Below are 24,097 nucleotides of genomic sequence, written 5' to 3' on the forward strand. Positions count from 1 at the left end.
AGTAGGAGACAGAAGTTATGGATGAAATGTTTAATAAACTGCAGGCCGTGTCGGACCGCTATGAGGAACTTAACGAACTCATGAGCGACCCTGAGGTCATTGCGGATTCAGATCGCTTTATGAAGCTGTCCAAAGAAGAGGGGAGCATTCGTGAAACGGTCGAAAAATACCGTCGTTATCGTAAAGTGATGGATGAAATCAGCGACGATAATGATTTACTTCATGAAAAGCTTGATCCTGACATGGAAGAGCTGACTAAGGAAGAACTAAAAGAATTGGAAGACGAAAAAGTCCAGTTGGAACAGGAAATCACTGTTTTGATGCTGCCTAAGGATCCAAATGATGACAAGAACATCATCATGGAAATTCACGGAGCTGCCGGTGGTGATGAAGCCAGCTTATTTGCCGCGGACTTATTCAACATGTATTCTCGTTATGCTGAAAAGCAAGGCTGGCAAGTAGAAGTCATCGACGAAAATGCGACTGAAGTGGGTGGCTTTAAAGAAATTGTCCTGATGATCACAGGCGATAAAGTTTATTCCAAACTGAAGTTTGAAAATGGTGCACATCGGGTTCAACGGGTTCCGGTGACAGAATCTGCTGGTCGTGTGCATACTAGTACCGCAACTGTTGGTGTGATGCCAGAGTACGAGGATGTTGATATCGACTTAGATCCAAAAGACATCCGGACTGATGTGTTTCGTTCATCCGGTGCCGGTGGTCAGCATATTAACAAAACAAGTTCGGCCGTTCGAATGACGCATATTCCGACCGGTGTGGTTGTGTCGATGCAGGATCAACGGTCGCAGCAGCAAAACCGTGTTAAGGCGATGGAAATTCTGAAACAGCGTGTGTACGATTATTACGCTTCTCGTGAACAGAGCGAATACGACGAGCAACGTAAGAGCGCTGTGGGAACTGGGGATCGTTCGGAACGAATCCGGACGTACAACTTCCCCCAAAACCGGGTTACGGATCACCGAATCAATTTGACCTTGAACAAATTGGATCGCGTGATGAACGGCGAGTTAGACGAAATTATTGATGCCTTGCTGTTAAACGAACAGGCTGAAAAGATGGATGAGTTAAATCGTGGATAAACCAACTATTTTAGAAGCCCAGCAGTGGGCTTCTTCTTGTTTTGACCAACAGTTAAAAAATACTGACCCCAACTTAGCGGCCAGTATTATGATGGATTTGTTTAATTGGTCGCGAACCCAGTTATTGATGCGTTTAAGAGATGTGCTGACGGCAGCTCAGTGGGAAGCCTATCAGCAGGCCGTCCAACGGATTGCAAAAGGCGAGCCTGCTCAATATGTGATCGGAAAGACCCAGTTTTACGGACATTCATTTATGGTGACACCTGCTGTATTGATTCCCCGGCAGGAAACTGAGGAACTTGTTGATTGGGTGTTGACTGATCATGATGATGTCGCTAAAAGTGTCTTGGATATTGGCACGGGTAGTGGCGCATTAGCCATCAGCATGGCATTAGCACGGCCACACTGGCAGGTAACAGGAACAGACATTAGTGATTCTGCCATTCAGGTTGCTAAGCGAAACGCACAATCGCTAGGAGCAAACGTCGGTTGGCAGGTTGGCGATTTGTTTCAACCTGTGGAAGATAAGGCGTTTGACCTGATTGTTAGCAACCCACCATATATTAGTGAGGATGAGCGACCTTTGATGGATCAAAATGTGTTAGATTATGAACCCCATCAAGCGTTATTTGCGGATCACCAAGGTTTAGCAATCTATGAACGGATTGCACAACAACTGGCCGACTGCTTAACAGACCAGGGCGTTGCGTACTTCGAGATTGGCTTTGCCCAAGGCAAGTCGGTCAAACATTTGTTTGAGACGGCTTTACCTGAAGCACACGTGACATTGCGACAAGATATTACCGGTCATGATCGAATGATTCGAGTTCAACGGTGAACGGGAACTTTAGAACAGGAGGATGTAAGGGCATGGAAACGAAGCGTTTTTCAAACCAGGAAATTGAAGCTGCTGCTGCGGCATTACGTGATGGGCAGTTGGTTGCATTTCCAACCGAGACCGTTTATGGGTTGGGGGCCGATGCAACAAATGAGACAGCAGTTAAGCAAGTGTATCAAGCAAAGGGACGGCCAAGTGACAATCCGTTGATTGTTCATGTGGCCGATGTTGAAACGGTGGCCGCATTAACAGAACCACTATCGGAGGCCGCCAAAAAATTAATGACGGCTTTTTGGCCAGGTTCGTTGACCATGATTTTTAAATTGAAGCCAAATGTATTGTCCAAAGCCGTCACGGGTGGTCTGGACACAGCAGCATTTCGTTTTCCAGCCAACAAGACGACATTGGCGTTAATTAAAGCTTTAGGACGGCCAATGGTAGGTCCATCTGCCAACACGTCTGGTAAGCCAAGCCCGACCACGGCCGATCATGTGTTACATGATTTGAGCGGCAAAATTGCGGGTGTCGTTGACGATGGTCCAACCAAGGTTGGCGTTGAATCAACGGTATTAGACATGTCAACCGATCAACCCGCCATTTTGCGGCCAGGAGCAGTCACACCTGAACAAATCGAAGCGGTAATTAAGCAAACTGTTGCGACGGAAGTTCACAAGGTTGGTGCTAAAGAAACACCGAAAGCTCCTGGAATGAAGTACAAACACTACGCGCCAGCCGCCCAGGTTTACATCGTTAACGATGGTGATTGGCAGTCCGCATTAGACTGGGCTGGTCAGCAGCCTGTCCAAATAGGGTTGATGGCGACCAAAGAGCGTTTGGCAGGATTGCAATTGCCAACGAACGTAGAAGTATTTGAACTTGGACAAAATGTGACGACCGCTAGTCATTTGCTGTTTGCGGGATTGCGCCACTTTGACGACGAAGGTGAAATTAAAGATATTCTGGCCGAGGGTTTCCCAGCCAACGGACTTGGGCTGGCGTACATGAACCGTTTAAAGAAGTCTGCCGGTAATGTTTTCTTCACGACGTCACAAATCTGATTGCGTGATAATTTCCGATTAGCGTAAAATGAAGATATGGTTTGAAGAATTAAATACCATCAGATCACGTAAGGTTACTGAACCTGTCAAGGAGGAATTGCCGATGAGTTATCAAGACACAGATCCAGAATTATGGCAAGCAATCGCCAACGAGGGGAACCGTCAGCAGCATACCATTGAGTTAATTGCGTCTGAAAACATTGTTTCAGATGCCGTTCGGGCCGCACAAGGCTCCGTTTTAACCAACAAGTACGCTGAAGGTTATCCAGGTCACCGTTACTATGGTGGCTGTGAATATATCGATGTTGTGGAACAACTTGCAATTGACCGTGCCAAACAACTCTTTGGTGCTGAATACGCTAATGTGCAACCGCATTCTGGTTCGCAGGCAAACATGGCGGCTTACATGGCCCTCATTAAGCCAGGGGACGTCGTGATGGGGATGGCACTGGATGATGGCGGTCACTTAACTCATGGCTCTAAAGTTAACTTCAGTGGCAAAACGTATACTTTCTATGGCTACCATGTCGATCCAGAGAGCCAACGGTTGGATTATGATGCCATTTTAAAACAGGCTCAGGAAGTTCATCCCAAATTAATCGTTGCGGGCGCGTCTGCGTACAGCCGTATCATTGACTTTAAGAAGTTTCGTGAAATTGCGGATGCAGTTGGCGCCAAGCTTATGGTTGATATGGCTCACATCGCTGGGTTAGTGGCAACTGGGTTACATCCAAGTCCAGTACCATATGCAGATGTTGTCACGACAACCACTCACAAAACACTTCGTGGGCCACGTGGTGGACTGATTTTGGCTAAGGCTGAATACGCGAAAAAGTTAAATTCAGCTGTCTTCCCGGGCACTCAGGGTGGCCCATTGGAACACGTGATTGCTGGTAAAGCAGCTGCGCTGGGTGAAGACTTGCAGCCTGCGTTCAAGGTCTACGGCGAACAGGTTATCAAGAACGCGCAAGCGATGGCAAGTGTATTCAATGAGGATGATCAGGTTAAAATTTTGACCGGTGGTACGGATAATCATTTGATGACGCTAGATCTTACCAGTACCTCATTAACTGGGGCAGCCTTACAGGATTTACTTGATGCTGTCGATATCACGACGAATAAGGAAGCAATTCCTAACGATCCCGCTGGTCCACGTGTTACTTCTGGATTACGTTTAGGCACACCGGCGATTACTACTCGTGGCTTTGGTGAAGCGGAGAGCAAACAGGTTGCAGAACTGATTCTGTCGATCATTCACCACCCTGAAGATGCCACCGTGGCCCGTGATGTAGCAGTTAAGGTGCGTCAACTAACAGATGCGCATCCAATTAATGTGAATTAATCAAGAATTACACTCGCGTTCAGAGCTAAAATCGACTAGAATTAGGTTCAGAAAATAAAAGGGAGTGTGGCATCCGATGGGGAAGTTTGAGGTTCTTGATCACCCGTTGATTCAACATAAATTAACGATAATTCGTAACCGGGATACAGGCACGAAGGTCTTCCGTGAAGTTGTGAACGAAATTTCAACACTTATGGCTTACGAGGTTTCACGCGACATGCCGTTGGAAGATGTCGAAGTAACAACGCCAATCGAAAAGACAGTAAAGAAACAATTGGCCGGTAAAAAGGTCGCTATTGTGCCAATTTTACGTGCAGGTTTAGGAATGGTCGACGGATTTTTGAACTTGATCCCTGCTGCTAAAGTTGGTCATATTGGGATGTATCGTGACGAAGAATCATTGCAGCCCGTAGAGTATTTCGTCAAAATGCCAGCTGATATTGATCAACGTCAGATTTTTGTCGTTGACCCAATGTTAGCTACTGGTGGCTCAGCGATTATGGCCATTGATGCACTTAAGCAACGCGGTGCACACAGCTTTAAATTCATGTGTTTAGTAGCAGCCCCAGAAGGTGTAAAAGCTTTACAAAAGGCTCATCCAGAAGTTGATATTTACACGGCTGCATTGGATGAAAAGCTCAATGAAGATGGTTATATCATGCCTGGTTTAGGGGATGCTGGTGACCGTTTGTTTGGCACAAAGTAGTTATTTGTTTTCTGATTCTAATATTTAATGAGAGATTTAAAGCTTCCTGATGATCAGTTGTCAGGAAGCTTTTTTAATTTGCTCACCCTTGGGGTACTGCTAACAACGTGTTCGGTAATCAAATAATCAAACTAAAAAAGATTTAGACACTAATTCGCAGTGACTGAACTATAATAAGAACACTTTCCAATTGTGTTGTTTTTAGAATTCTTTCACAATCAGAAAAGTGTTCATTAATAAAAATTGTTAATGAAAGGAGAACAATGTAAATAATTTTCTCGAAGTTGTTGAGAACGGTTGCAAAACGCTAAAATCTTTGTCGGAGTAGGAATAATCAGACATTAGAGAATGCGAAATTCTTTTGCGATTGATTTTCAATGGTGGTATCATATTTCTGTATTTTGAACAGCAGGGGCTCGGATTTTATGGCTATTTTTACATAACTGTAACGAGCTGGTTCACAATATTGCAACACAACTAAGGTTACGGAAAGAGGTGATATTTAGTGGATTCCTTCCAATTTTTGGGGCTGACTTTTAACACCGCCAACATTATCTCGATTACAATTGCGTTTGCCATCGTGTTTTTTGTCGTTTTCTTCCTATCGAGGAGAATTACGATGAAGCCAACCGGTGGCCAAAATATTTTGGAGTGGATAATTGATTTCACCAACGGCATTGTTCGTGGTCAATTACCTGGACGTGATGGTGGTCAGCTTGGATTATTTGCGTTTACAGCGTTTCTTTTCGTTTTCTTCGCTAACCAGTTAGGTTTGTTCCTACAGGTTTCTGTGAACGGCGTTGATTATGTTCGTAGTCCAACTGCTAATCCAGTTGTGACGCTAACGATGGCTATGGTTACACTAGCGTTGGCTCACTACTTGGGTGTGGTTAAGTTCGGTTTTGGTGGTTATATTTCAAATTCTTATCTCAAACCATTTGCAGCATTACTACCAATTAACCTCGTCGAAGAATTCACGAACTTGTTAACGTTGGCTTTGCGGCTTTACGGTAACATCTTCGCTGGTGAGACGTTGTTGAAACTGATTGGTGGAATGGCCTTCTCACACGGTCTTCCAACGATTATTGTAGCGTTACCACTTGAGATTGTTTGGCAGGGATTCTCGGTATTTATCGGGGCAATCCAAGCCTATGTTTTTGTAACCTTAAGCACAGTATATATTTCTCGGAAAGTTACGGTAGAGGAATAAAAATTTCTTAGGAGGATTCAATATTATGGGAGCAATTGCTGCTGGAATTGCCGCTGCTGCGGCAGCTATCGGTGCCGGTGTCGGTGACGGGATGGTTATTTCTAAGACCTTGGATGGTATGGCACGTCAGCCAGAATTATCCGGTCAACTTCGTGGAACGATGTTCATTGGTGTTGGTTTAATTGAAGCTATGCCAATCATTTCTATCGTTATCGCCTTCTTAGTTATGAACAAGTAATTTCAAGACTAAAGAAGTACTAATTCTGACAAGGGAGGTGCCAATAGATGTTTTCACCATTAGTTTTAGCGGCTGAAAAGGGTTTTGATTACGGCGATATGCTGTTTTATATGGTCGCATTTGTATTGTTAATGTGGTTAGTTAAGGTGTTTGCTTGGAAACCCGTTACGAAAATGATGAATGACCGGGCCACGAAAATTGCTAACGACATTGATTCTGCTGAAAAGTCACGCTCTGATGCAGAAAGTTTAGCAAGTCAACGTCGTGATGCACTTGCCAACTCACATCAAGAAGCCTCAACAATTGTTGCTGATGCTAAGGATGCGGGTAATCAACAACGTGACAAGATTATTAACCAAGCGCAATCAGATGCCCAGAAGTTACGCGAGAACGCAACTTCTGATATTGAACAACAACGTCAAGACGCTCTTGTAAGCGCACGTAAAGACGTGGCTGATTTGTCTATTGAGATTGCTTCCAAGATCATTCACAAGCAATTAAATGCCGACGATCAAAAGGCATTGATTGATTCTTATATCGAAGGGTTGGGAAAAGATGACCAAACTCGCTAAATCGCAAGTTGCTCGTCGTTATGGTCGTGCCATGTTTGACGCGGCAAACGAAAAGCAGCAACTGGAACCGGTTTATGATGAGCTCATCCAAGTCCAAGGCGTTTTTCAATCCGTGCCTAATTTGGGAACGGTTTTGACAGGTGCTGGTTTACAGAACCCCGAGAAAGAAGCCCTCTTGAAGCCTTTGTTAAGCTCAACTAGTCCGCTAGTTCATAACTTTTTACAAATGCTTTTCGACTACGGCCGGTTGGATGATACGGTCGCAATCATTGATGAGTTCAAACGGCTCTATGATGAACAAAACCAAACAGTTTATGCTGATGTAACTACCGCTGTAAGTCTCGATGAGACTCAAAAACAGCGGCTAGCGGACAGCATTGCTAAGCGGGTCGGTGCTAAAACTGTACACGTAAATCAAATTGTTAATCCAGATATTATTGGTGGCGTGATCGTCAACAGTAACAACACTGTGATTGATGGTTCGATTCGTACCCGTCTGGCACATATCCGTCAAAGTTTGACGCGATAAATTTTTAAACAAAGAGGTGAATTCCGCATGAGCATCAAAGCTGAAGAAATCAGCGCTCTGATTAAGCAACAACTTGAGAACTATCAAGAAGAGCTAACCGTTGAAGAAACGGGAACAGTAACCTACGTTGGTGACGGGGTTGCTCGTGCTCATGGTCTGGATAATGCATTAGCTGGCGAATTACTTGAATTCGATAACGGTGTGTATGGGATGGTCCAAAACCTTGAATCCGATGACGTCGGAATCGTTGTTTTGGGTGCTTACGATGGTATCCAAGAAGGTTCGTCCGTTAAACGGACTGGCCGGATTATGGAAGTACCAGTAGGTGATGCCCTTATTGGCCGTGTTGTGAACTCTCTAGGTCAACCTATCGACGGCAAGGGTGAGATGAAAACAGATCACACGCGCCCTGTTGAATTTAAGGCCCCGGGTGTTATGCAACGGAAGTCCGTTAGTGAACCATTACAGACTGGGATCAAAGCGATTGATGCCTTGGTACCGATTGGCCGTGGTCAGCGTGAGTTGATTATTGGTGACCGGAAAACTGGTAAGACATCATTAGCTATTGATACAATTGTTAACCAAAAAGATCAGGACATGATCTGTGTCTACGTTGCTATTGGTCAAAAGGAATCAACTGTGCGTGCACAGGTTGAAACTTTACGTCAATTAGGCGCCATGGATTACACGATTGTCGTTTCTGCTGGTCCTTCTGAGCCAGCACCAATGTTGTACTTGGCACCATATGCCGGTGCGGCAATGGGTGAAGAATTCATGTACAACGGTAAGCATGTGTTAATCATCTATGATGACTTATCAAAGCAAGCCGTTGCTTATCGTGAACTTTCCTTGATTCTTCGTCGGCCACCAGGTCGTGAAGCTTATCCTGGGGATATTTTCTACACTCACTCACGGTTACTTGAACGTGCTGCGAAGTTAAGTGACGAAATGGGCGGGGGCTCAATGACTGCTTTGCCAATCATTGAAACCCAAGCCGGTGATGTTTCGGCTTATATTCCAACTAACGTTATTTCCATTACCGATGGGCAGATCTTCCTGAATTCAGATTCGTTCTATTCAGGTGTTCGTCCAGCCATCGATGCTGGGACTTCTGTTTCTCGTGTTGGTGGTGACGCGCAGGTTAAAGCCATGAAGAAGGTTGCTGGGACATTGCGTTTGGACCTATCTTCATACGCTGAGCTGGCATCATTCGCACAATTTGGTTCTGATTTGGATCAAGCGACCCAAGACCGCTTGAACCGTGGTCAACGGACGATTGAAGTGTTGAAACAACCACTGCATCAACCACTTCCTGTTGAAAAACAAGTTGTGATTCTGTATGCCTTGACTCATGGATACTTGGACAAGGTTGATGTGGCTGATATTGCACGGTTCCAGAGTGAATTGTTCGATAATTTTGACGCTAACCATGCAGACCTGTTGGACACCATTAAGACGACTGGTAACTTGCCCGCTGATGACGACATGAAGGCTGCAATTTCAGCATTTGCTGATTCTTTCCAACCAACGAAAGCTGCCGCCACTGACGGTACAAAGTAGGTTGAAAGGAAGGTGAGCAAATGCCTGCAGCATTGAACGAAGTTAAACGCCGCATTAGTTCGACGCAAAAGACGTCTCAGATTACGACGGCCATGCAAATGGTCTCAACGTCGAAGCTGAGTCAAATTCAACGTCATACGAGTGGTTATCAAGTTTATGCATCAAAGGTTGAAAGTGTTGTGACTCACCTTGCTGCATCACATTTATTGGATTCGGGCAACGTTGACATGAGCTCGACCAGTAAAAACGATGATGTACCTGTTAGTGGCTTAATGACACAACGTCCTGTTAAAAAAACGGGATTGTTAGTCGTTACCTCTGACCGTGGACTGGTAGGAAGTTACAATAGCAACATTATCAAGTCGACTAATGACTTTATTAATGAACATGGTAAGACGCCTGATGATTATGTCATTATGGCCGTCGGTGGCATGGGTGCCGATTTCTTTAAGAAACGCGGCATGAATGTTGCTTATGAATATCGTGGTGTTAGCGATGTGCCGACTTTTGTTGAAGTTCGGGAAATCGTTAAAACTGTGACGGCTATGTACAATAACGAAGTTTTTGATGAACTGTACGTTTGTTACAGTCATTTTGTTAATCGACTAACATCACGTTTTCGTTCGACACGCATGTTACCAATTACTGGTGACACGATTGAAGATACGAAACCTGATGGTGATGAAGTTGTTCAACCTAAGACTGCGCCGATCAGTATTACGCCGGAATATGAATTGGAACCTTCTGCTGAGGAGATTTTACAAGTTGTATTGCCACAGTATGCTGAAAGCTTAGTTTACGGTGCGATTCTCGATGGTAAAACGTCAGAGCATGCATCCAGTGCAACTGCGATGCAGACTGCTTCTGATAATGCCCATGACCTCATTGACAGCTTGAGCTTACAGTATAACCGTGCTCGTCAGAGTGCGATTACGACTGAAATCACTGAAATTACCGGTGGTCAGGCTGCCTTAGAGTAATTGGAAGCATCCATAAGGAAAGTTTATGGTTGAAAAATAAGCGGAAGGAAGAAACGTACATGAGTTCTGGTAAGATTGTTCAAGTTATCGGCCCAGTCGTTGACGTTGAATTCCCTCTGGACGGTACATTACCTGCCATTAACAATGCGCTCTTAGTTAAGCGTCCCAACCAAAAGGATTTGACGGTCGAAGTTACCTTGGAATTAGGTGACGGAGTTGTCCGGACAATCGCGATGGATGGAACAGACGGCTTGCAACGTGGGATGGAAGTTGAGGACACTGGTGGTTCTATTTCTGTTCCTGTTGGTGAAGACACATTGGGCCGGGTATTTAATGTCCTTGGGGAACCCATCGACGGCGGCGAGGACTTCGGTCCTGATGCTCAACGTAACCCGATTCATCGGGAAGCGCCAGCATATGACCAATTGACAACTAGTACTGAGATCCTTGAAACAGGGATCAAAGTTATTGATTTACTTGCCCCATATGTTCGTGGTGGTAAAGTCGGGCTCTTCGGTGGTGCCGGTGTTGGTAAAACAGTTCTGATTCAAGAATTAATTCACAACATTGCGCAAGGCCACAACGGGATTTCAGTGTTCACTGGTGTTGGTGAACGTACCCGTGAAGGTAACGACATGTACTTTGAAATGAAGGGATCAGGTGTCCTTAAACAGACGGCCATGGTTTATGGTCAGATGAATGAGCCACCTGGTGCCCGTATGCGTGTTGCTTTAACTGGTTTGACGATTGCGGAATACTTCCGTGATGTTAAAGGTCAGGATGTGTTGTTATTTATTGACAACATCTTCCGGTTTACCCAAGCTGGTTCTGAAGTTTCTGCTCTTCTTGGGCGGATTCCTTCAGCCGTTGGTTATCAGCCAACGTTAGCAACTGAAATGGGACAATTGCAAGAACGGATTACATCTACCCAAAAGGGTTCCATCACGTCGATCCAAGCCGTTTATGTGCCAGCCGATGACTACACGGATCCGGCCCCTGCTACGACCTTTGCGCACTTGGATGCGACGACTAACTTGGAACGTTATCTGACTCAACAAGGGATCTACCCAGCCGTGGACCCATTGGAATCAACATCTTCAGCGTTGACACCAGAAATTGTTGGTCAGGATCACTATGATGTTGCAACCCGTGTTCAGCAAATCTTGCAACGCTACCATGAGTTGCAAGACATCATTTCTATTTTAGGGATGGATGAATTGTCTGACGAAGAACAAACAATTGTTGCCCGTGCTCGCCGGATTCAAAACTTCTTAAGTCAACCATTCTCCGTTGCGTCTCAGTTTACTGGGATTGATGGTCAATACGTTTCTGTTGAAGATACGGTGGAAGACTTTAAAGAAATCTTGGATGGTAAGTATGACGATCTTCCTGAAGAAGCATTCCGTCTTGTCGGAACTGTGGATCAGGCTGTGGCAAAGGCAAAGCAATTGCAGGGTAATAATTAAAGGAGGCGTGACCAATGGCTGAACCTCATTTAACTGTTACGATTGTGACGCCTGATGGAACGTCTTACGATAATGACCATGCATCCATGTTTGTTGCTAAAACAACAAACGGAGAAATTGGGATTTTACCTAATCACGTACCATTGATTGCCGCTTTGGAGATTGACGAAATCAGGGTGAAGGGTGATCAAGATGCTGAAGATGAAATTGCCGTAAATGGTGGTTTTGTTGAGTTCTCGAATAACGTTGCAACCATCGTTGCTGACTCAGCTGAGCAACAAGATGCGATCGACGTTACACGTGCTGAAAATGCACGTAAACGAGCACAGGAAGCGATTGAACACGCTCAACAAGAACATGATGCGAATGAATTACGCCGCGCAGAAGTTGCATTGCGTAGGGCAATCAATCGAATCAATGTTGCATCACATCAACGTAATCGATAAAGACAATTAAATGTGTCACTCAAGAGGCTTACTAAGTTTTTAGTAAGTCTTTTTTTTACGGTGTTTTTTTAAGGAACTCATTTAACGAGTATGATAGAATTGGTTGTATCAATCAAAGAGGTGCAAGATGGCTATATATGGTTTTTCTGTGGTAATTAAAATCGTGTTTCAATTGGCCTTTATTTGGTTTGCACTATGGGCAATCAAACCGTTACCACTTGTCAAAATCATGCCATTATATCCACGCCAGGCACAGGCAATTTTAGTTTTACTGGCAATCGTCATTGGATATACTTGTAGCTCCTTTTTTATTGACTTATTTCAGTCGATCATTGGATTTAAGCCATGATTGAAACTTGTTGTTATTAACAATTAAAACTGTTGCACTAGGAAATTGAGTTTGGAGGAACATCTTTATGGAAAAAATCATTGTTCATGGCGGTCAGCCATTGAAGGGAACCGTACATATCGAAGGTGCTAAAAATGCTGTGTTGCCAATTCAGGCTGCATCGCTGTTAGCTTCAACGGGTGAATTGATTTTAACTAACGTTCCCGCCCTGTCCGACGTGTTTATGATGAATAAGGTGCTAAGTTTTCTCAATGTCAGTGTCGATTTTGACCGGCGGGTTAAGTCTGTTACCTTTAATGCCAGCAAGAAAGTTGGTTTTGAAACACCGTTTGAGTACGTTTCGAAAATGCGTGCGTCAATTGTTGTCATGGGTCCGTTGTTAGCAAGAGTCGGTCGGGCCCGTGTGGCGATGCCAGGTGGCTGCGCAATCGGCAGTCGTCCAATTGATCTGCATTTAAAGGGTTTTGAAGCTCTTGGTGCTAAAATTGAACAGCATGACGGCTATATCGAAGCTAGCGCGGACAAGTTGGTTGGCGCTAACATTTACTTGGACTTTCCTAGTGTCGGTGCAACCGAAAACATTATGATGGCCGCAACCTTAGCTGAGGGCACTACTACAATTGAAAATGTGGCGCGTGAACCAGAAATTGTTGATTTAGCTAACGTTTTGAACAAGATGGGCGCTAAGGTCTTTGGTGCAGGCACTGAGTCGATTCGCATCGAGGGTGTGCCCGCTTTGCATGGTTGCGAACATAGTGTGGTTCAGGACCGGATTGAAGCAGGAACATTTATGGTTGCTGCTGCAATCACTCATGGTGACGTTTTAATTGCTGATGCCATTCCTGAACACAATAAACCATTAATTTCAAAGTTATTGGAAATGGGCGTTGAAGTTCGTGAAGAACAGAACGGCGTCCGCATTATTGGACCTGACAAGTTGATGGCAGCAAATGTGAAAACTGCTCCGCATCCAGGCTTCCCGACGGACATGCAGCCTCAAGTATCAGTTCTTCAATTGATGGCTGATGGTACCAGCACGTTAACAGAAACTGTGTTTGAAAATCGTTTTAATCACTTGAATGAACTTCGTCGAATGAATGCTCACTTTACCATTGAGGGTCGCTCAGTGGCACTTCAGGGGCCAACAAACTTTAACGGTGCTGAAGTGGCCGCAACTGACTTACGGGCTGCAGCTGCACTTGTACTGGCTGGCTTAGTGGCAAATGGGTATACAACGGTCACCAACCTGAAGTACTTAGACCGTGGCTATTGTGATTTCCATGAAAAATTGGCGAACCTTGGGGCAGAGATCGAACGTGTTGATATTGATACGGATCTCAAGGCCGTTATTTCAAAGAAGAGTCTGAAGGTAATTTAATTAATTAGATTGGTTTAACTTGAATCACGACACTTATTGATTCACAGTCAACAGAAACTGTTTAATGCAAAATGTCCTCATTCACATTTTTGGTGAATGGGGACATTCTATGTTGATAGACGTCGTGAAGAAAAAATTTGAGATGGCTTATTTGCGTATAACAAGTTTTGCGTCTGAGATGGAAATTAACGAAAACCTAAAAATGTTTGCAAATTCCTATTTCTCCGCGGATTTTGACCGATCAACTGCTGACGGACAAAGTGGTAATATGCTATAATTGTGCATTGAAATTGTACGAATTGAAAGGAGTTCAACATGGCCAAAGATATTGGAATCGATTTAGGCACGGCCAATGTGTTGATTTATGTTGTTGGCAAGGGCATCGTTCTTGATGAACCGTCCGTCGTTGCCGTAGATACCAAAACTGAGCGTGTTTTAGCTGTGGGTTCAGAAGCTTACCGAATGGTTGGCCGCACGCCCAGCAATATTCGGGCCATTCGCCCATTAAAGGACGGGGTTATTTCCGATTTTGATGTTACGGAGGAAATGCTGTCATACTTCATTAATAAGCTGAACGTGAAGGGCTTTATGTCCCGTCCTAACATTATGATTTGTGCCCCAACCAACATTACTGAAATTGAACGAAAGGCTATCATTCAAGCCGCTGAAAAATCTGGCGGTGCCAAAGTTTATTTGGAATATGAGCCTAAGGTTGCTGCTATTGGTGCTGGCTTAGATGTTTACCAAGCGACTGGTAACATGGTGATTGATATTGGTGGTGGAACCTCTGATATCGCGGTCTTATCTCTTGGCGATATTGTTGCCAGCACATCATTACGCATGGCTGGTGACCGAATGAATGCTGATATTGCGGCTTATGTCAAACGTGAACATGGGTTGACGATTGGTGAACATTCAGCCGAAAACATTAAGATTAAAATTGGGACTGCTATTCATCTAGAACATCCAGAGAGTATGGAAGTTCGTGGTCGTGATGCCGTTGATGGGATGCCTCATGCCGTGGAAATCAATGCTAATGAAGTTGAGGCTGCATTGCATGACACGTTGCAACAGATCATTGACGCCGCACATGGCGTTCTGGAACGAATTCAACCAGAATTGGCTGCGGATATCATTGATCGTGGCATTATTTTGACAGGTGGTGGTTCCTTGCTAGAAGGTATCGATCAGCTCATTTCTCGCGAGCTTCAAGTACCTGTCATGATTTCCGAACAACCACTTGATAATGTGGCCAAGGGTGCCGGTGAACTGTTAGAGCGAATGAACGGTAAAAAAGGTCCACAGTTGTAACGGAGGCAGTTATGAAATGGTTACTCACGAAGTTGGTTCGTGATTACCAACGGTTTATTTCACCGTTATTTCCGCCAAGTTGTCGCTATTATCCAACATGTTCAAACTACATGTTGACGGCTTTAAAAAAGCATGGTGCTTTTCTAGGCCTAGTGATGGGAATTGCGCGGATCCTGCGCTGTAATCCTTTTATTCGCGGCGGGTATGATCCGGTTCCAGATTTCTTTACAATTCGCCGTAATCCAGATCCTAAAGATATGGATCCAATTGTTGCGGCATACTTTCATGGGGAGCATCATGGCAAAAAAAGATAAAACAGTGCTGGTATCGATTGATGAAATTGATGTTGACGGAGAAACACTTGAACAAGTTTCTGTTAACAAGCAGGTCATTGGTGATATTCGGCCAAATGATAAAAAGTTTCTGGCAACGACCGCTAATGGTCAAAAGATTGTTGCAAATAGTCAGGAAGCTGCACTACAAGCAATCTTGGCTGAGTTTAATTTACATGGTTAAAGGAGGCTGCACGTGCAACAGGGACGAACTTCAATTAGCCGCAAAAACAAAGATAAAGATTTAGATTCACGCATTGATTGGGGCATTATTTTTTGTGTACTTATGCTGGCATTGATCGGTATTGCATCGATTTATGTCGCTGCCAGTCATGATACAAAGTCAGTTAGCGTCGTTAAACAGGTTATTACACAGGTCTTATGGTATGCCATTGGGACTGTCGCCGTCGTGATTTTAATGCAGTTTGATTCCGAACAGTTGTGGAAGCTGGCGCCGTTGGCTTATGGCGTAGGAATCTTCCTGTTGGTCGCGGTGCTCGTATTTTACAGTCGTGCTTATTACGTTCAGACCGGTGCTCGTAGTTGGTTTGCTATTGGACCGCTGACGTTTCAGCCATCTGAAGTGATGAAACCGGCGTATATCTTGATGATGGCGCGGGTAATTACAATGCATAACAATGATCATCCGACTCACACAGTTAAGACGGATTGGTTGTTAATCGGTAAAATGTTCCTGTGGACGTTACCCATTTTTGTTTTGATGAAGTTACAGAATGACTTTGGGACAAACCTGGTGTTTGCTGCTATTTTCGCTGGTATGGTTTTGGTTTCAGGGGTTACTTGGCGTATTATTGTGCCGACCTTTGCGCTCGTTGTCATTGTCGGTGGTGTTGCACTGACATTGGTGCTTAGTGACTGGGGCCGGACGCTGTTAGGCCATTTGGGTTTCCAGGCCTATCAGTTTGCTCGTGTGGACACGTGGCGGCATCCGGCTGCAGATACCTCTAATCAAGGTTATCAACTCTGGCAGAGCATGAAAGCAATTGGATCAGGTGGCCTGTTCGGTACCGGATTTAACGTATCTCACGTTTACGTGCCAGTTCGTGAATCAGATATGATTTTCTCAGTTATTGGTGAAAACTTTGGTTTTGTTGGTGGTCTGTTACTGATCATGCTGTATTTCTACTTGATTTGGCAAATGGTCAGGGTAACGTTTGATACAAAGAATGAATTTTATGCGTACATTGCAACCGGTGTTGTCATGATGATTTTATTCCATGTTTTTGAAAATATTGGGATGAACATCGGATTGCTACCATTAACCGGGATTCCACTGCCGTTTGTAAGTCAGGGGGGATCCGCTCTGATTGGGAATCTGATTGGAGTCGGGTTAATTATGTCGATGCGCTATCATTACACGAGTTATATGTTTAGTAATGAAGCCAGCTTCAAATAAGTTGATAAAGTGAGGAATAGATTGTGGAAAACGAAAACAAGTATTTCTGGACTAAAAAAGATGGTGACAATGTTCGCTTAGGCTTAAGCAAGGACGCGCAAGACGAATTGGGCAACGTCACTTACATCGATTTGCCTAAGGCAGGTAGCAAGTTAGTTGCCGGCGATACCTTTGCTAGCATTGAGGCCGAAAAGGCTGTTTCCGACATGCCAAGTCCAGTAAGTGGGACTGTTGTGGAAGTTAACCCTGCATTAAAGGAAAGTCCGGATGCCTTAAACGGCGATTGGGACGAAGCTTGGTTACTAACACTGAGTGAATCAAAGTAAATTATCGGATTAAATAAAACGTGCTCATGGATGATTAAACTCCATGAGCACGTTTCTGTTTAGAACTAGAATGATATGAGGATTAAGCTAGTGTATCGCGAACGTCATTTACGAAGGCGGTAAACAGTGCGGCGGCTTGTTGGTTGGTGGCTGCCATCATTTCAGGATGAAATTGAACAGCTAAGATATGCCGGTCAGAATCTTCGACGGCCTCCACAACGCCATCAGCGGCTGTGGCAGTGACAGTCAAACCTGGGGCTACTTTCCTCACGGATTGGTGATGAAAAGAGTTAACCCAAGCTTGTTTGCCATAGATTTGCTGAAGCAAACTGCCGTTTGTGGTTGTAATACGATGAACCGGTGATGCCCAGTCTGTTGGAAATTGATTATGACCAATAGCGTTAGGTACCTGCGTTGGAATGTCTTGATAATCGGTTCCACCCAGAACCGCATTGATGAGCTGGATACCACGGCAAATGCCCAAAATTGGTTTGTGAGCAGCAATTGCGGCGTGAATGAGTCCTTGTTCAAATTGATCACGATCCCAATCATTTAATTCATTCTGTGGAATCGGGTCCTGACCATAGAGACGGGGACTGACATCTTGACCGCCAGTAAGCAGAATCGCGTCCACACGTTCAACATAGGCCGCCGCCATATCTGGGTCTGAAATTGGCAACAGTAGGGGCAGGGCGCCAGCATTAACAAGGGAGGAAACGTAATTCTTTTGTGTATAGTCAACATAGTTGGTACTCATGTGCTGGCTGGGGCGAACCAAGTGGTTGGTTCCAATTCCAATAATTGGCTTCATAAATAATCAACTCTCTTTCTAAAAACTGTCTGCGATTAGTGTACCGCAAATTAGTGGTTTGTGTGGTTGATTTATGCTGGTACGCTCAAATGTTAATTGTTCAGACGACATGAGTTGCTTATCGACTTAAACGTCAGTAAGATTGTAACCAGAAAAAGAAATGGGTGAATAATGATGGCAGATGAATTGAAACAGGTTGATGATGTTCGAATACAATTAAGGAATCTTCGTCAACAGGTACAGGCTGGTGCCGTTTTTCAGTCGTTAAACACAAAAATTGGTGCCGTACTGGATAACTTACCAAGTAATGATGAGACGCCAGTTAGTTTGCCTGATGACGGTGATGGTATTAAGGACCTGCTAAAATTGTTAAATCAGCAGATTCGGGCGACAACGTTGGATAAAATTACCGATGATCAGTTGATGCAATTATTAAATCATTTGGGGTCGCCAGATGTTGATGTACGTGATCGGGGAATTTATTTCTTCTTTAATGATGCATTGCAACAGCATGTGTTGTCGGATTCTCAGCTACGGTTGGCAGTCAATACACTTTTGCAGGATCGTGTTTTGTTCAATCATATAACTGAGCCAGAAAATACAGCTATTTTCGGTCGGTCATTTGCGGTGATGATTCTATCGTTACTGGCGTATGCGGATCGGGTTGACGCCCATTTTCTAGACGCTGAGACCACGATGAGGTTAGTTGATCAGCTAGCTACCTACATTGCCCTAGAGAATGATACACGTGGTTTTGTTGGGACTTCTGGCTGGGCACATGCCTATACACACATCGGTAACTTACTGGATGAACTGGCGGAAAGCCAAGTCCTTACACGGGCCGATAAAGTCTTTCTAATGATTGAAATTTTAGAAAAGTATCGTCGACTCGGAACGCCACTAATTTTTGGGGAAAGTCGGCGGTTAGCAGCTTATTTAGCGACGGTAGTTAATTTAAACGACTTATATGAGCAGGCCTTTTTGCAGGAATGGCGTCAATGGCGTGTACGCTTAAGTAATACACCTCAACCAGAAGATGAAGCGGGGTGGACACGACTGTTTAACCGATCACGGCTATTATCCGCCATGATTTTGCGCGAAGATTACCCAGAAGAAGTCAGCAACGCAATTAACGCGGAAGTGGACTTCCTTTCATAGCGGTCGGGTAGCCTAGACTGTAACAAGTAAAAATCTTTTCTAAACGGGTAAAGTGAGTTGGTGTCACTGATCGATTCTGGTATACTTAAGGTTCACTTATTGACCGGAAAAAAAGAAAAGATAGGATGATCAACGTTATGAAAAATAAAAAGCTGCACATTGCGTTATTGTTTGGTGGTAACTCTTCAGAACATGATGTTTCTAAACGTTCTGCGCATAACATTTATGACGCAATGGACAAGGACAAGTATGACGTCAGCTTATTTATGTTTACCAAGGATGGCATTCTGCTAGGTAATAAGGCTTCGCACCGTATTTTTGATGGTGAAGACGAGGACTTGGTTGTTAGCGAAGAGATGCCTAAAATTGATTTAAGTAACCCATTGGCACCAATCATGGCATTAAATGAGGTGTCTGATATTGATTTGTTTTATCCTGTTATTCACGGAAATTTGGGTGAAGACGGGACTGTGCAAGGTCTGTTTAAATTATTGAAGAAACCTTACATTGGGAGTAATGTTCTAGCATCTGCACTGGCCTTTGATAAAGACATGACCAAGCGGATTCTGACACAAGCACACGTCCGTAACACGGAGTATGTTGTCATTACGCCTGAGAACAAGGATCAGATGGACTACGAAACAGTAGCTGCCAAAATTGGTCGCGTCATGTTCTTGAAGCCAGCAGATCAAGGCTCTTCAGTGGGGATTCATCGTGTAACGAATGCTGATGAATATAATGCTGGATTGGCAGATGCGCTTCAGTATGACTTTAAAGTGCTGGCTGAAGAGGCAATCGATGGCCCTCAAGAAATTGAAATTTCGATTTTAGGCAATGAAAAACCACGGGCTTCAAAATTAGGTGCTGTCCGTGTCCCAGATTCAGATACGTTCTATGACTACAATAATAAGTTTGTCGATGCAAGTGGTGTCGTCTTTGAATTGCCCGTTGTGTTGCCGGAATCTTTAACACAGGAAATCACTCAGATGGCACTGGACGCTTATGTTGCTCTTGGACTTAAGGGGATGGCACGGATCGATTTTCTTGTGTCTAAAGATGGCGTGCCTTATCTTAGTGAACCAAACACGCTGCCTGGTTTTACCAACATCAGTTTGTATCCACAAATGTGGGGTGTTTCGGGAATTGATTATCCAAGCTTGATTGATGAGATCATTGATTACGGACTAGCAGAGTACAAACGTAATCAGTCCATCAGTTACTCCTTCACCAAGCTAGGTACCGAACACGTTGGTGAGAAGAAGTTTAACTAGAAATTGTCGTTGTATTTTGTAAGACTGTCTTTTAAAAATAAGTTTAAAAACGGAATCCAATAAAATCGGATTCCGTTTTTATTTACAAAAAACAAACCGGTTCGCTTTTGCGTATGTTTAGTGTGTTGACTAAAAGGACACTATTGGAGGTTTATACATGCAACAGCGATGTGGATGGGCAGATCGGAATGAACTGGTTATGAATTATCATGATAGCGAATGGGGCGTACCCGTGTATGAAGACCAATTATTATTTGAACTGTTAAGCTTAGAAGTATTTCAAGCTGGTTTGACGTGGTCGCTAATTTTGTCACGACGATCAGCTTTAAAGAAAGGATTAGCAAATTTTGATATTGATCAACTGGCCGGTTTTTCCATAGCAGATACGCAACTGCTGTTGACCAATCCAGCTAAGATCCGCAATCGAAGAAAGATTGAAAATGTGATTCACAATGCGCACCAGTGGCAACAGCAGCAGTTAGGGGAGGCGTCGCCGGCGGAACAGCTATGGGATTTGCAACGTCAACAACCGCTTGGATTGGAAAAGTCGAGAAATGATAACGCAAAATATACATTCATTAAACAAACAACCGCTCTTTTTTATGAATGGGGGATTAAGGGAGTTGGTCCCAAAACAATCACCAGTTTCCTACAGGCGGCGGGCTTTATCAACGATCATGAAGATAATTGCTATCGTCAAAAAGAAATATATTTATCGGTCCATACCACTGGACGAATTTAAGAAAACATGCGATGATGATAACGGCAAAAATTATCGCGGACATGGAGATGGAAACCGTTCTGACACGCGGCTTCATGAGCCTGACGATGATGGTAAAACGTATATTATTTCACAAAGTGTGAATTTTTTTACCGCCGGGGTAAAAGTAATTTAATCTTGATGCGACAATCATTTTGGAAGAAGGCGTTTGTGTTTGGGCAACTTTAAATTGCGACTGGCAACGACGGCAGACATGGATCAAATAATGGTGATTATCCATGGTGCCCAGACGTTTATTGCAAAGCAAGGGTTTGACCAGTGGCAGGATGGTTATCCGGCACAGGCTGATATGTTGGCAGATATTAAGGCGAGTCGTTTGTATGTGCTTGCCAATGACACTCAAATTGCTGCTGTTGCTGCTGCGATAGTTGGTGTTGATCCGAACTACCGGTTAATTGAAACGGGTAGCTGGCTGATGCCGTCTGCTAAGTATGCGGCGATTCATCGAGTTGCTGTCTCAAGTCAATTTCGTGGACAGCATCTCGCTGAGACGCTGTTTACAAAGTTGATGGCAACGTTGAAGCGTGATCAAGGCGTTGTGTCCGTTCGTGTCGATACGCATAAGCAAAACCAAGTCATGCAGCACGTGGTCCAAAAGGTCGGTTTTGAGTACTGCGGTCATATTTATATTGACGGAAATGCACAACGTTTGGCCTATGAGTGTGTATTGAAATAAGCGCATTGCGTCTCGCCTGATTCAGCAGAATGAATGAGGCAGAAAAGATGAGAATTTTAGGCGCTCGGGTTCGTGCATACCGCAAAGCACGAGGTTTATCGCAGAAGGATTTGGCTAAAAACATTTGTACCCAAGCAACCATCAGTTTGATTGAAAAACGGAATAAAATTCCGAGCATGCAGATCTTATTAAAACTGTGCAGCCGCTTGGGGATTCAACTAAATGATGTGATCGTTGAGACAGACGATCAGGCTGTCCAAATCTTTCGTGAGGTCGGCTATGCAGTGCGGACTGCTCAGTACCGCAACGCAGAAAGCCGTTTGGATCGCGTGAAGCTGCGAAGTTTGAAAGAGAATGATGAAATTAAGGCTTACTATTATTATCGTGGTCAATTGCAACTGATGAATCACGACAATCCAGATGAGGCTATTTTCAATTTTGGCATGTTGTTAAATGAGTTCAATAATCGCAGTAAGGATATCTATTCACTGATGTCACGTTTGGGATTAGGGCTTGCCTATGCGAAAAAGGGTGAGTTTGATAAGGCAGAACTATTTGTTAATCAAGCTGTTCGCGATTTAGATGAGTTCGATTCAGATAGTCCTGATCTTGTTCAAGATCAGGTATCTTCATATTTACAAGCGGCTAAGTTCTTTCAAGAAATTGGCAAAGATGGTCGTACTTTATCACTTGCCAAGAAGGCGATTAAACTGAGTGAGCAAAATAATAGTTTGTTTTTACTTGAGGATATTTATCAAACAATGGCACTTAGTCAACTCAAGTTGGATGATGGTAAGAGCGCACAACAAAATATGTATATTGCCTATGCATTAGCGTTAGTATCTAAGAATCAGCGGTTGGCTGAGAGTATCACAAATAATGTTGCAAAGTATCAAATTCCGCCGTTGGCTTTATAAAATTAATAGCAGTAAATTAAAACGAAAAAAGATTCAATCCACAGTAAGCGAACGCGGATTGAATCTTTTTTTATTTTGATTTAAATAAAAATTACTTCTTGTTTGTGGCTTGAGCACCTTCCTTAGCTGAGACAGGCTTGTTAGCTAAATCAGTCCGAACAACTAAGACATCACAAACTGCGGCACGAGTGACATATTCGGTAACAGAACCGATTAATAAGCGTTCAACGGCATTCAGTCCTGTAGCACCAATCATAATCAAATCAGTATTGAGCTCCTTGGGAACCTCTTGTGCAATGATTGACTTTGGTGCGCCATACTCGATTGAGTATTCACACTTAACGCCGGCCTCTTTAGCTTCGGCAGCATACTTATCGAGTGTTTTCTTGGCCGTTTCAGTAACTTGTTCAACCATGGTTGTGTCAAAACTTGAGATGTTTTGGAAAGCACGGGTATCAACAACATGGAGTAAGTGCAACTCGGCATCGTCACCATTTCGTTGTGTAACCGCGACAGCCTTCTTAAAGGCCAATTCAGCTTCACGTGAACCATCGATTGGAACTAAAATCCGTTTGTATTGTTGTGCCATGAAATTCACTCCCCTTTATTTTTCTACCTTTATTCTACTGTAAACCGCTTGAAAACAAAAGTGAAAGCGCTGTATTTTCATTCAAAAATCCGTTTTTGCGTGCGATTTATAATAAACAAGGAGACAAATTTGGGAAGAATGTTAAGGAAAGACCACTAACTGCTATGGCTGCTAGTTCATAAAACGAACGAGCGTTAGTCCGAGTAACATCCCTGATAGGCAACCGATAATCAAAGCGATTACCATCACAACAAGACTAAATAGGCCTGCGATAGCTAGCAGTCCGACAATGAACAATTCGACGGCCCAAAAAGTGAGCAGTGTGCTAATTTGTGGGTGACGATCAGGTGTAAACAATAAAAAGCCGGTTTGGCGGTGAAGCCAAAGATAACCACTGATGAAAAAGAAGATGACTGCAAAAATGCAGATTAAAATTTTTATTAACATATTCTTACCTCGTGAGAGTTAATTATAAATGACTCTTTCCTCAAACGATAGGGCAAATTGTTTTCATCGTAGTTAAAATTTGGCGATTCAAGTAAAAGAAAAACGCCAGCCTCTAGGAGACTGACGTTCCAAAGTATGCACTTTGATGAAAACTAGTGATGCCGACAACCGGCTCTTCAGAGTTGACCCGCGACAAGGCAGGTGGGCGTGGCTGTTAAGGCTTCTGATTACCAAGAGAAAAGGCCTATCATAGGCGATACTAGAGTCACACCCTAAGTAAAAAGACTGT

General features: G+C 43.8%; 28 protein-coding genes. 25 read left to right on the forward strand and 3 right to left on the reverse strand.

Features of this window, described 5'->3' with window-relative positions:
* Positions 1 to 17 precede the first annotated feature (17 nt).
* The 20 genes from prfA (at position 18) to LDK34_RS04115 (ending at position 17,158) form a co-directional block, all read left to right on the forward strand.
* Positions 18 to 1,100, forward strand: a complete 1,083-nt coding sequence (gene prfA / locus LDK34_RS04020; RefSeq protein WP_178942823.1) for a peptide chain release factor 1 — start codon at positions 18 to 20, stop codon at positions 1,098 to 1,100.
* On the forward strand, positions 1,093 to 1,938 hold the full coding sequence (gene prmC, locus LDK34_RS04025) for a peptide chain release factor N(5)-glutamine methyltransferase (protein ID WP_178942822.1): 846 nt from the start codon (positions 1,093 to 1,095) through the stop codon (positions 1,936 to 1,938). The genes prfA and prmC overlap by 8 nt, the downstream gene beginning before the upstream one ends.
* A gap of 32 nt (positions 1,939 to 1,970) precedes the next feature.
* Entirely contained in the window at positions 1,971 to 2,996 is a 1,026-nt protein-coding gene (locus LDK34_RS04030; RefSeq protein WP_178942821.1) for an L-threonylcarbamoyladenylate synthase, read from the forward strand.
* 103 nt (positions 2,997 to 3,099) lie between these two features.
* Positions 3,100 to 4,338, forward strand: coding sequence for a serine hydroxymethyltransferase (gene glyA, locus LDK34_RS04035; protein ID WP_236941503.1), 1,239 nt, complete (start codon positions 3,100 to 3,102; stop codon positions 4,336 to 4,338).
* A gap of 76 nt (positions 4,339 to 4,414) precedes the next feature.
* A complete protein-coding gene (gene upp, locus LDK34_RS04040) occupies positions 4,415 to 5,044 on the forward strand; it encodes a uracil phosphoribosyltransferase (RefSeq protein WP_017261029.1) in 630 nt (209 codons plus the stop codon).
* Positions 5,045 to 5,549: 505 nt separating this feature from the next.
* Complete coding sequence (gene atpB, locus LDK34_RS04045; RefSeq protein ID WP_161000782.1) at positions 5,550 to 6,254, forward strand: F0F1 ATP synthase subunit A; 705 nt, start codon at positions 5,550 to 5,552, stop codon at positions 6,252 to 6,254.
* 25 nt (positions 6,255 to 6,279) lie between these two features.
* Positions 6,280 to 6,492, forward strand: a complete 213-nt coding sequence (atpE, locus tag LDK34_RS04050) for a F0F1 ATP synthase subunit C (protein WP_017261249.1) — start codon at positions 6,280 to 6,282, stop codon at positions 6,490 to 6,492.
* A 47-nt stretch (positions 6,493 to 6,539) separates the two neighbouring features.
* Complete coding sequence (atpF, locus tag LDK34_RS04055) at positions 6,540 to 7,064, forward strand: F0F1 ATP synthase subunit B (protein ID WP_017261248.1); 525 nt, start codon at positions 6,540 to 6,542, stop codon at positions 7,062 to 7,064.
* Complete coding sequence (gene atpH, locus LDK34_RS04060; RefSeq protein WP_017261247.1) at positions 7,048 to 7,593, forward strand: ATP synthase F1 subunit delta; 546 nt, start codon at positions 7,048 to 7,050, stop codon at positions 7,591 to 7,593. Before atpF ends, atpH begins: the two co-directional genes overlap by 17 nt.
* A gap of 27 nt (positions 7,594 to 7,620) precedes the next feature.
* A complete protein-coding gene (gene atpA, locus LDK34_RS04065; protein WP_017261246.1) occupies positions 7,621 to 9,153 on the forward strand; it encodes a F0F1 ATP synthase subunit alpha in 1,533 nt (510 codons plus the stop codon).
* Positions 9,154 to 9,173: 20 nt separating this feature from the next.
* Positions 9,174 to 10,133 carry a F0F1 ATP synthase subunit gamma gene (locus LDK34_RS04070; RefSeq protein ID WP_017261245.1) on the forward strand — a complete coding sequence of 320 codons (960 nt, stop codon included), beginning with the start codon at positions 9,174 to 9,176 and terminating at the stop codon, positions 10,131 to 10,133.
* A 59-nt stretch (positions 10,134 to 10,192) separates the two neighbouring features.
* On the forward strand, positions 10,193 to 11,599 hold the full coding sequence (gene atpD, locus LDK34_RS04075) for a F0F1 ATP synthase subunit beta (protein WP_017261244.1): 1,407 nt from the start codon (positions 10,193 to 10,195) through the stop codon (positions 11,597 to 11,599).
* 14 nt (positions 11,600 to 11,613) lie between these two features.
* The gene (locus tag LDK34_RS04080) at positions 11,614 to 12,045 is read left to right on the forward strand and encodes a F0F1 ATP synthase subunit epsilon (RefSeq protein WP_017261243.1); all 432 of its coding nucleotides are present in this window, start codon (positions 11,614 to 11,616) and stop codon (positions 12,043 to 12,045) included.
* A gap of 127 nt (positions 12,046 to 12,172) precedes the next feature.
* Positions 12,173 to 12,394 carry a DUF1146 family protein gene (locus LDK34_RS04085; RefSeq protein WP_161000786.1) on the forward strand — a complete coding sequence of 74 codons (222 nt, stop codon included), beginning with the start codon at positions 12,173 to 12,175 and terminating at the stop codon, positions 12,392 to 12,394.
* A 67-nt stretch (positions 12,395 to 12,461) separates the two neighbouring features.
* Entirely contained in the window at positions 12,462 to 13,772 is a 1,311-nt protein-coding gene (gene murA / locus LDK34_RS04090) for a UDP-N-acetylglucosamine 1-carboxyvinyltransferase (protein ID WP_161000787.1), read from the forward strand.
* A gap of 315 nt (positions 13,773 to 14,087) precedes the next feature.
* Positions 14,088 to 15,083, forward strand: coding sequence for a rod shape-determining protein (gene mreB, locus LDK34_RS04095; protein ID WP_017261239.1), 996 nt, complete (start codon positions 14,088 to 14,090; stop codon positions 15,081 to 15,083).
* Positions 15,084 to 15,094: 11 nt separating this feature from the next.
* The gene (yidD, locus tag LDK34_RS04100) at positions 15,095 to 15,397 is read left to right on the forward strand and encodes a membrane protein insertion efficiency factor YidD (RefSeq protein WP_178942760.1); all 303 of its coding nucleotides are present in this window, start codon (positions 15,095 to 15,097) and stop codon (positions 15,395 to 15,397) included.
* Entirely contained in the window at positions 15,381 to 15,599 is a 219-nt protein-coding gene (locus tag LDK34_RS04105) for a DUF2969 domain-containing protein (RefSeq protein WP_178942759.1), read from the forward strand. The genes yidD and LDK34_RS04105 overlap by 17 nt, the downstream gene beginning before the upstream one ends.
* A gap of 12 nt (positions 15,600 to 15,611) precedes the next feature.
* A complete protein-coding gene (locus tag LDK34_RS04110) occupies positions 15,612 to 16,832 on the forward strand; it encodes an FtsW/RodA/SpoVE family cell cycle protein (protein ID WP_236941504.1) in 1,221 nt (406 codons plus the stop codon).
* Positions 16,833 to 16,855: 23 nt separating this feature from the next.
* On the forward strand, positions 16,856 to 17,158 hold the full coding sequence (locus LDK34_RS04115) for a glycine cleavage system H family protein (RefSeq protein ID WP_017261235.1): 303 nt from the start codon (positions 16,856 to 16,858) through the stop codon (positions 17,156 to 17,158).
* Positions 17,159 to 17,240: 82 nt separating this feature from the next.
* On the opposite strand, the gene LDK34_RS04120 is transcribed toward LDK34_RS04115, so the two are convergent.
* On the reverse strand, positions 17,241 to 17,969 hold the full coding sequence (locus LDK34_RS04120) for a gamma-glutamyl-gamma-aminobutyrate hydrolase family protein (RefSeq protein WP_178942758.1): 729 nt from the start codon (positions 17,967 to 17,969) through the stop codon (positions 17,241 to 17,243).
* A gap of 174 nt (positions 17,970 to 18,143) precedes the next feature.
* On the opposite strand from LDK34_RS04120, the gene LDK34_RS04125 reads away from it, so the two are divergent.
* The 5 genes from LDK34_RS04125 (at position 18,144) to LDK34_RS04145 (ending at position 22,772) form a co-directional block, all read left to right on the forward strand.
* Positions 18,144 to 19,127 (forward strand): DUF2785 domain-containing protein, encoded by a 984-nt coding sequence (locus tag LDK34_RS04125; RefSeq protein WP_236941505.1) that lies wholly within the window; start codon positions 18,144 to 18,146, stop codon positions 19,125 to 19,127.
* A gap of 137 nt (positions 19,128 to 19,264) precedes the next feature.
* Positions 19,265 to 20,398 (forward strand): D-alanine--D-alanine ligase family protein, encoded by a 1,134-nt coding sequence (locus LDK34_RS04130; RefSeq protein ID WP_161000831.1) that lies wholly within the window; start codon positions 19,265 to 19,267, stop codon positions 20,396 to 20,398.
* Between the two features lie 157 nt (positions 20,399 to 20,555).
* Positions 20,556 to 21,140 carry a DNA-3-methyladenine glycosylase I gene (locus LDK34_RS04135; protein WP_178942756.1) on the forward strand — a complete coding sequence of 195 codons (585 nt, stop codon included), beginning with the start codon at positions 20,556 to 20,558 and terminating at the stop codon, positions 21,138 to 21,140.
* A gap of 193 nt (positions 21,141 to 21,333) precedes the next feature.
* Positions 21,334 to 21,855 (forward strand): GNAT family N-acetyltransferase, encoded by a 522-nt coding sequence (locus LDK34_RS04140; RefSeq protein WP_178942755.1) that lies wholly within the window; start codon positions 21,334 to 21,336, stop codon positions 21,853 to 21,855.
* Positions 21,856 to 21,902: 47 nt separating this feature from the next.
* Positions 21,903 to 22,772, forward strand: a complete 870-nt coding sequence (locus LDK34_RS04145; protein ID WP_178942754.1) for a helix-turn-helix domain-containing protein — start codon at positions 21,903 to 21,905, stop codon at positions 22,770 to 22,772.
* A 91-nt stretch (positions 22,773 to 22,863) separates the two neighbouring features.
* Here LDK34_RS04145 and LDK34_RS04150 read toward each other — a convergent pair whose 3' ends face one another.
* Together LDK34_RS04150 and LDK34_RS04155 are read right to left on the reverse strand one after the other, a co-directional pair.
* Positions 22,864 to 23,361, reverse strand: coding sequence for a universal stress protein (locus LDK34_RS04150; RefSeq protein WP_017261227.1), 498 nt, complete (start codon positions 23,359 to 23,361; stop codon positions 22,864 to 22,866).
* A 171-nt stretch (positions 23,362 to 23,532) separates the two neighbouring features.
* Entirely contained in the window at positions 23,533 to 23,808 is a 276-nt protein-coding gene (locus LDK34_RS04155; protein WP_178942753.1) for a hypothetical protein, read from the reverse strand.
* Positions 23,809 to 24,097 lie beyond the last annotated feature (289 nt).

It is taken from the genome of Furfurilactobacillus milii (assembly GCF_021654115.1).
Classification (GTDB): Bacteria; Bacillota; Bacilli; order Lactobacillales; family Lactobacillaceae; genus Furfurilactobacillus; species Furfurilactobacillus milii.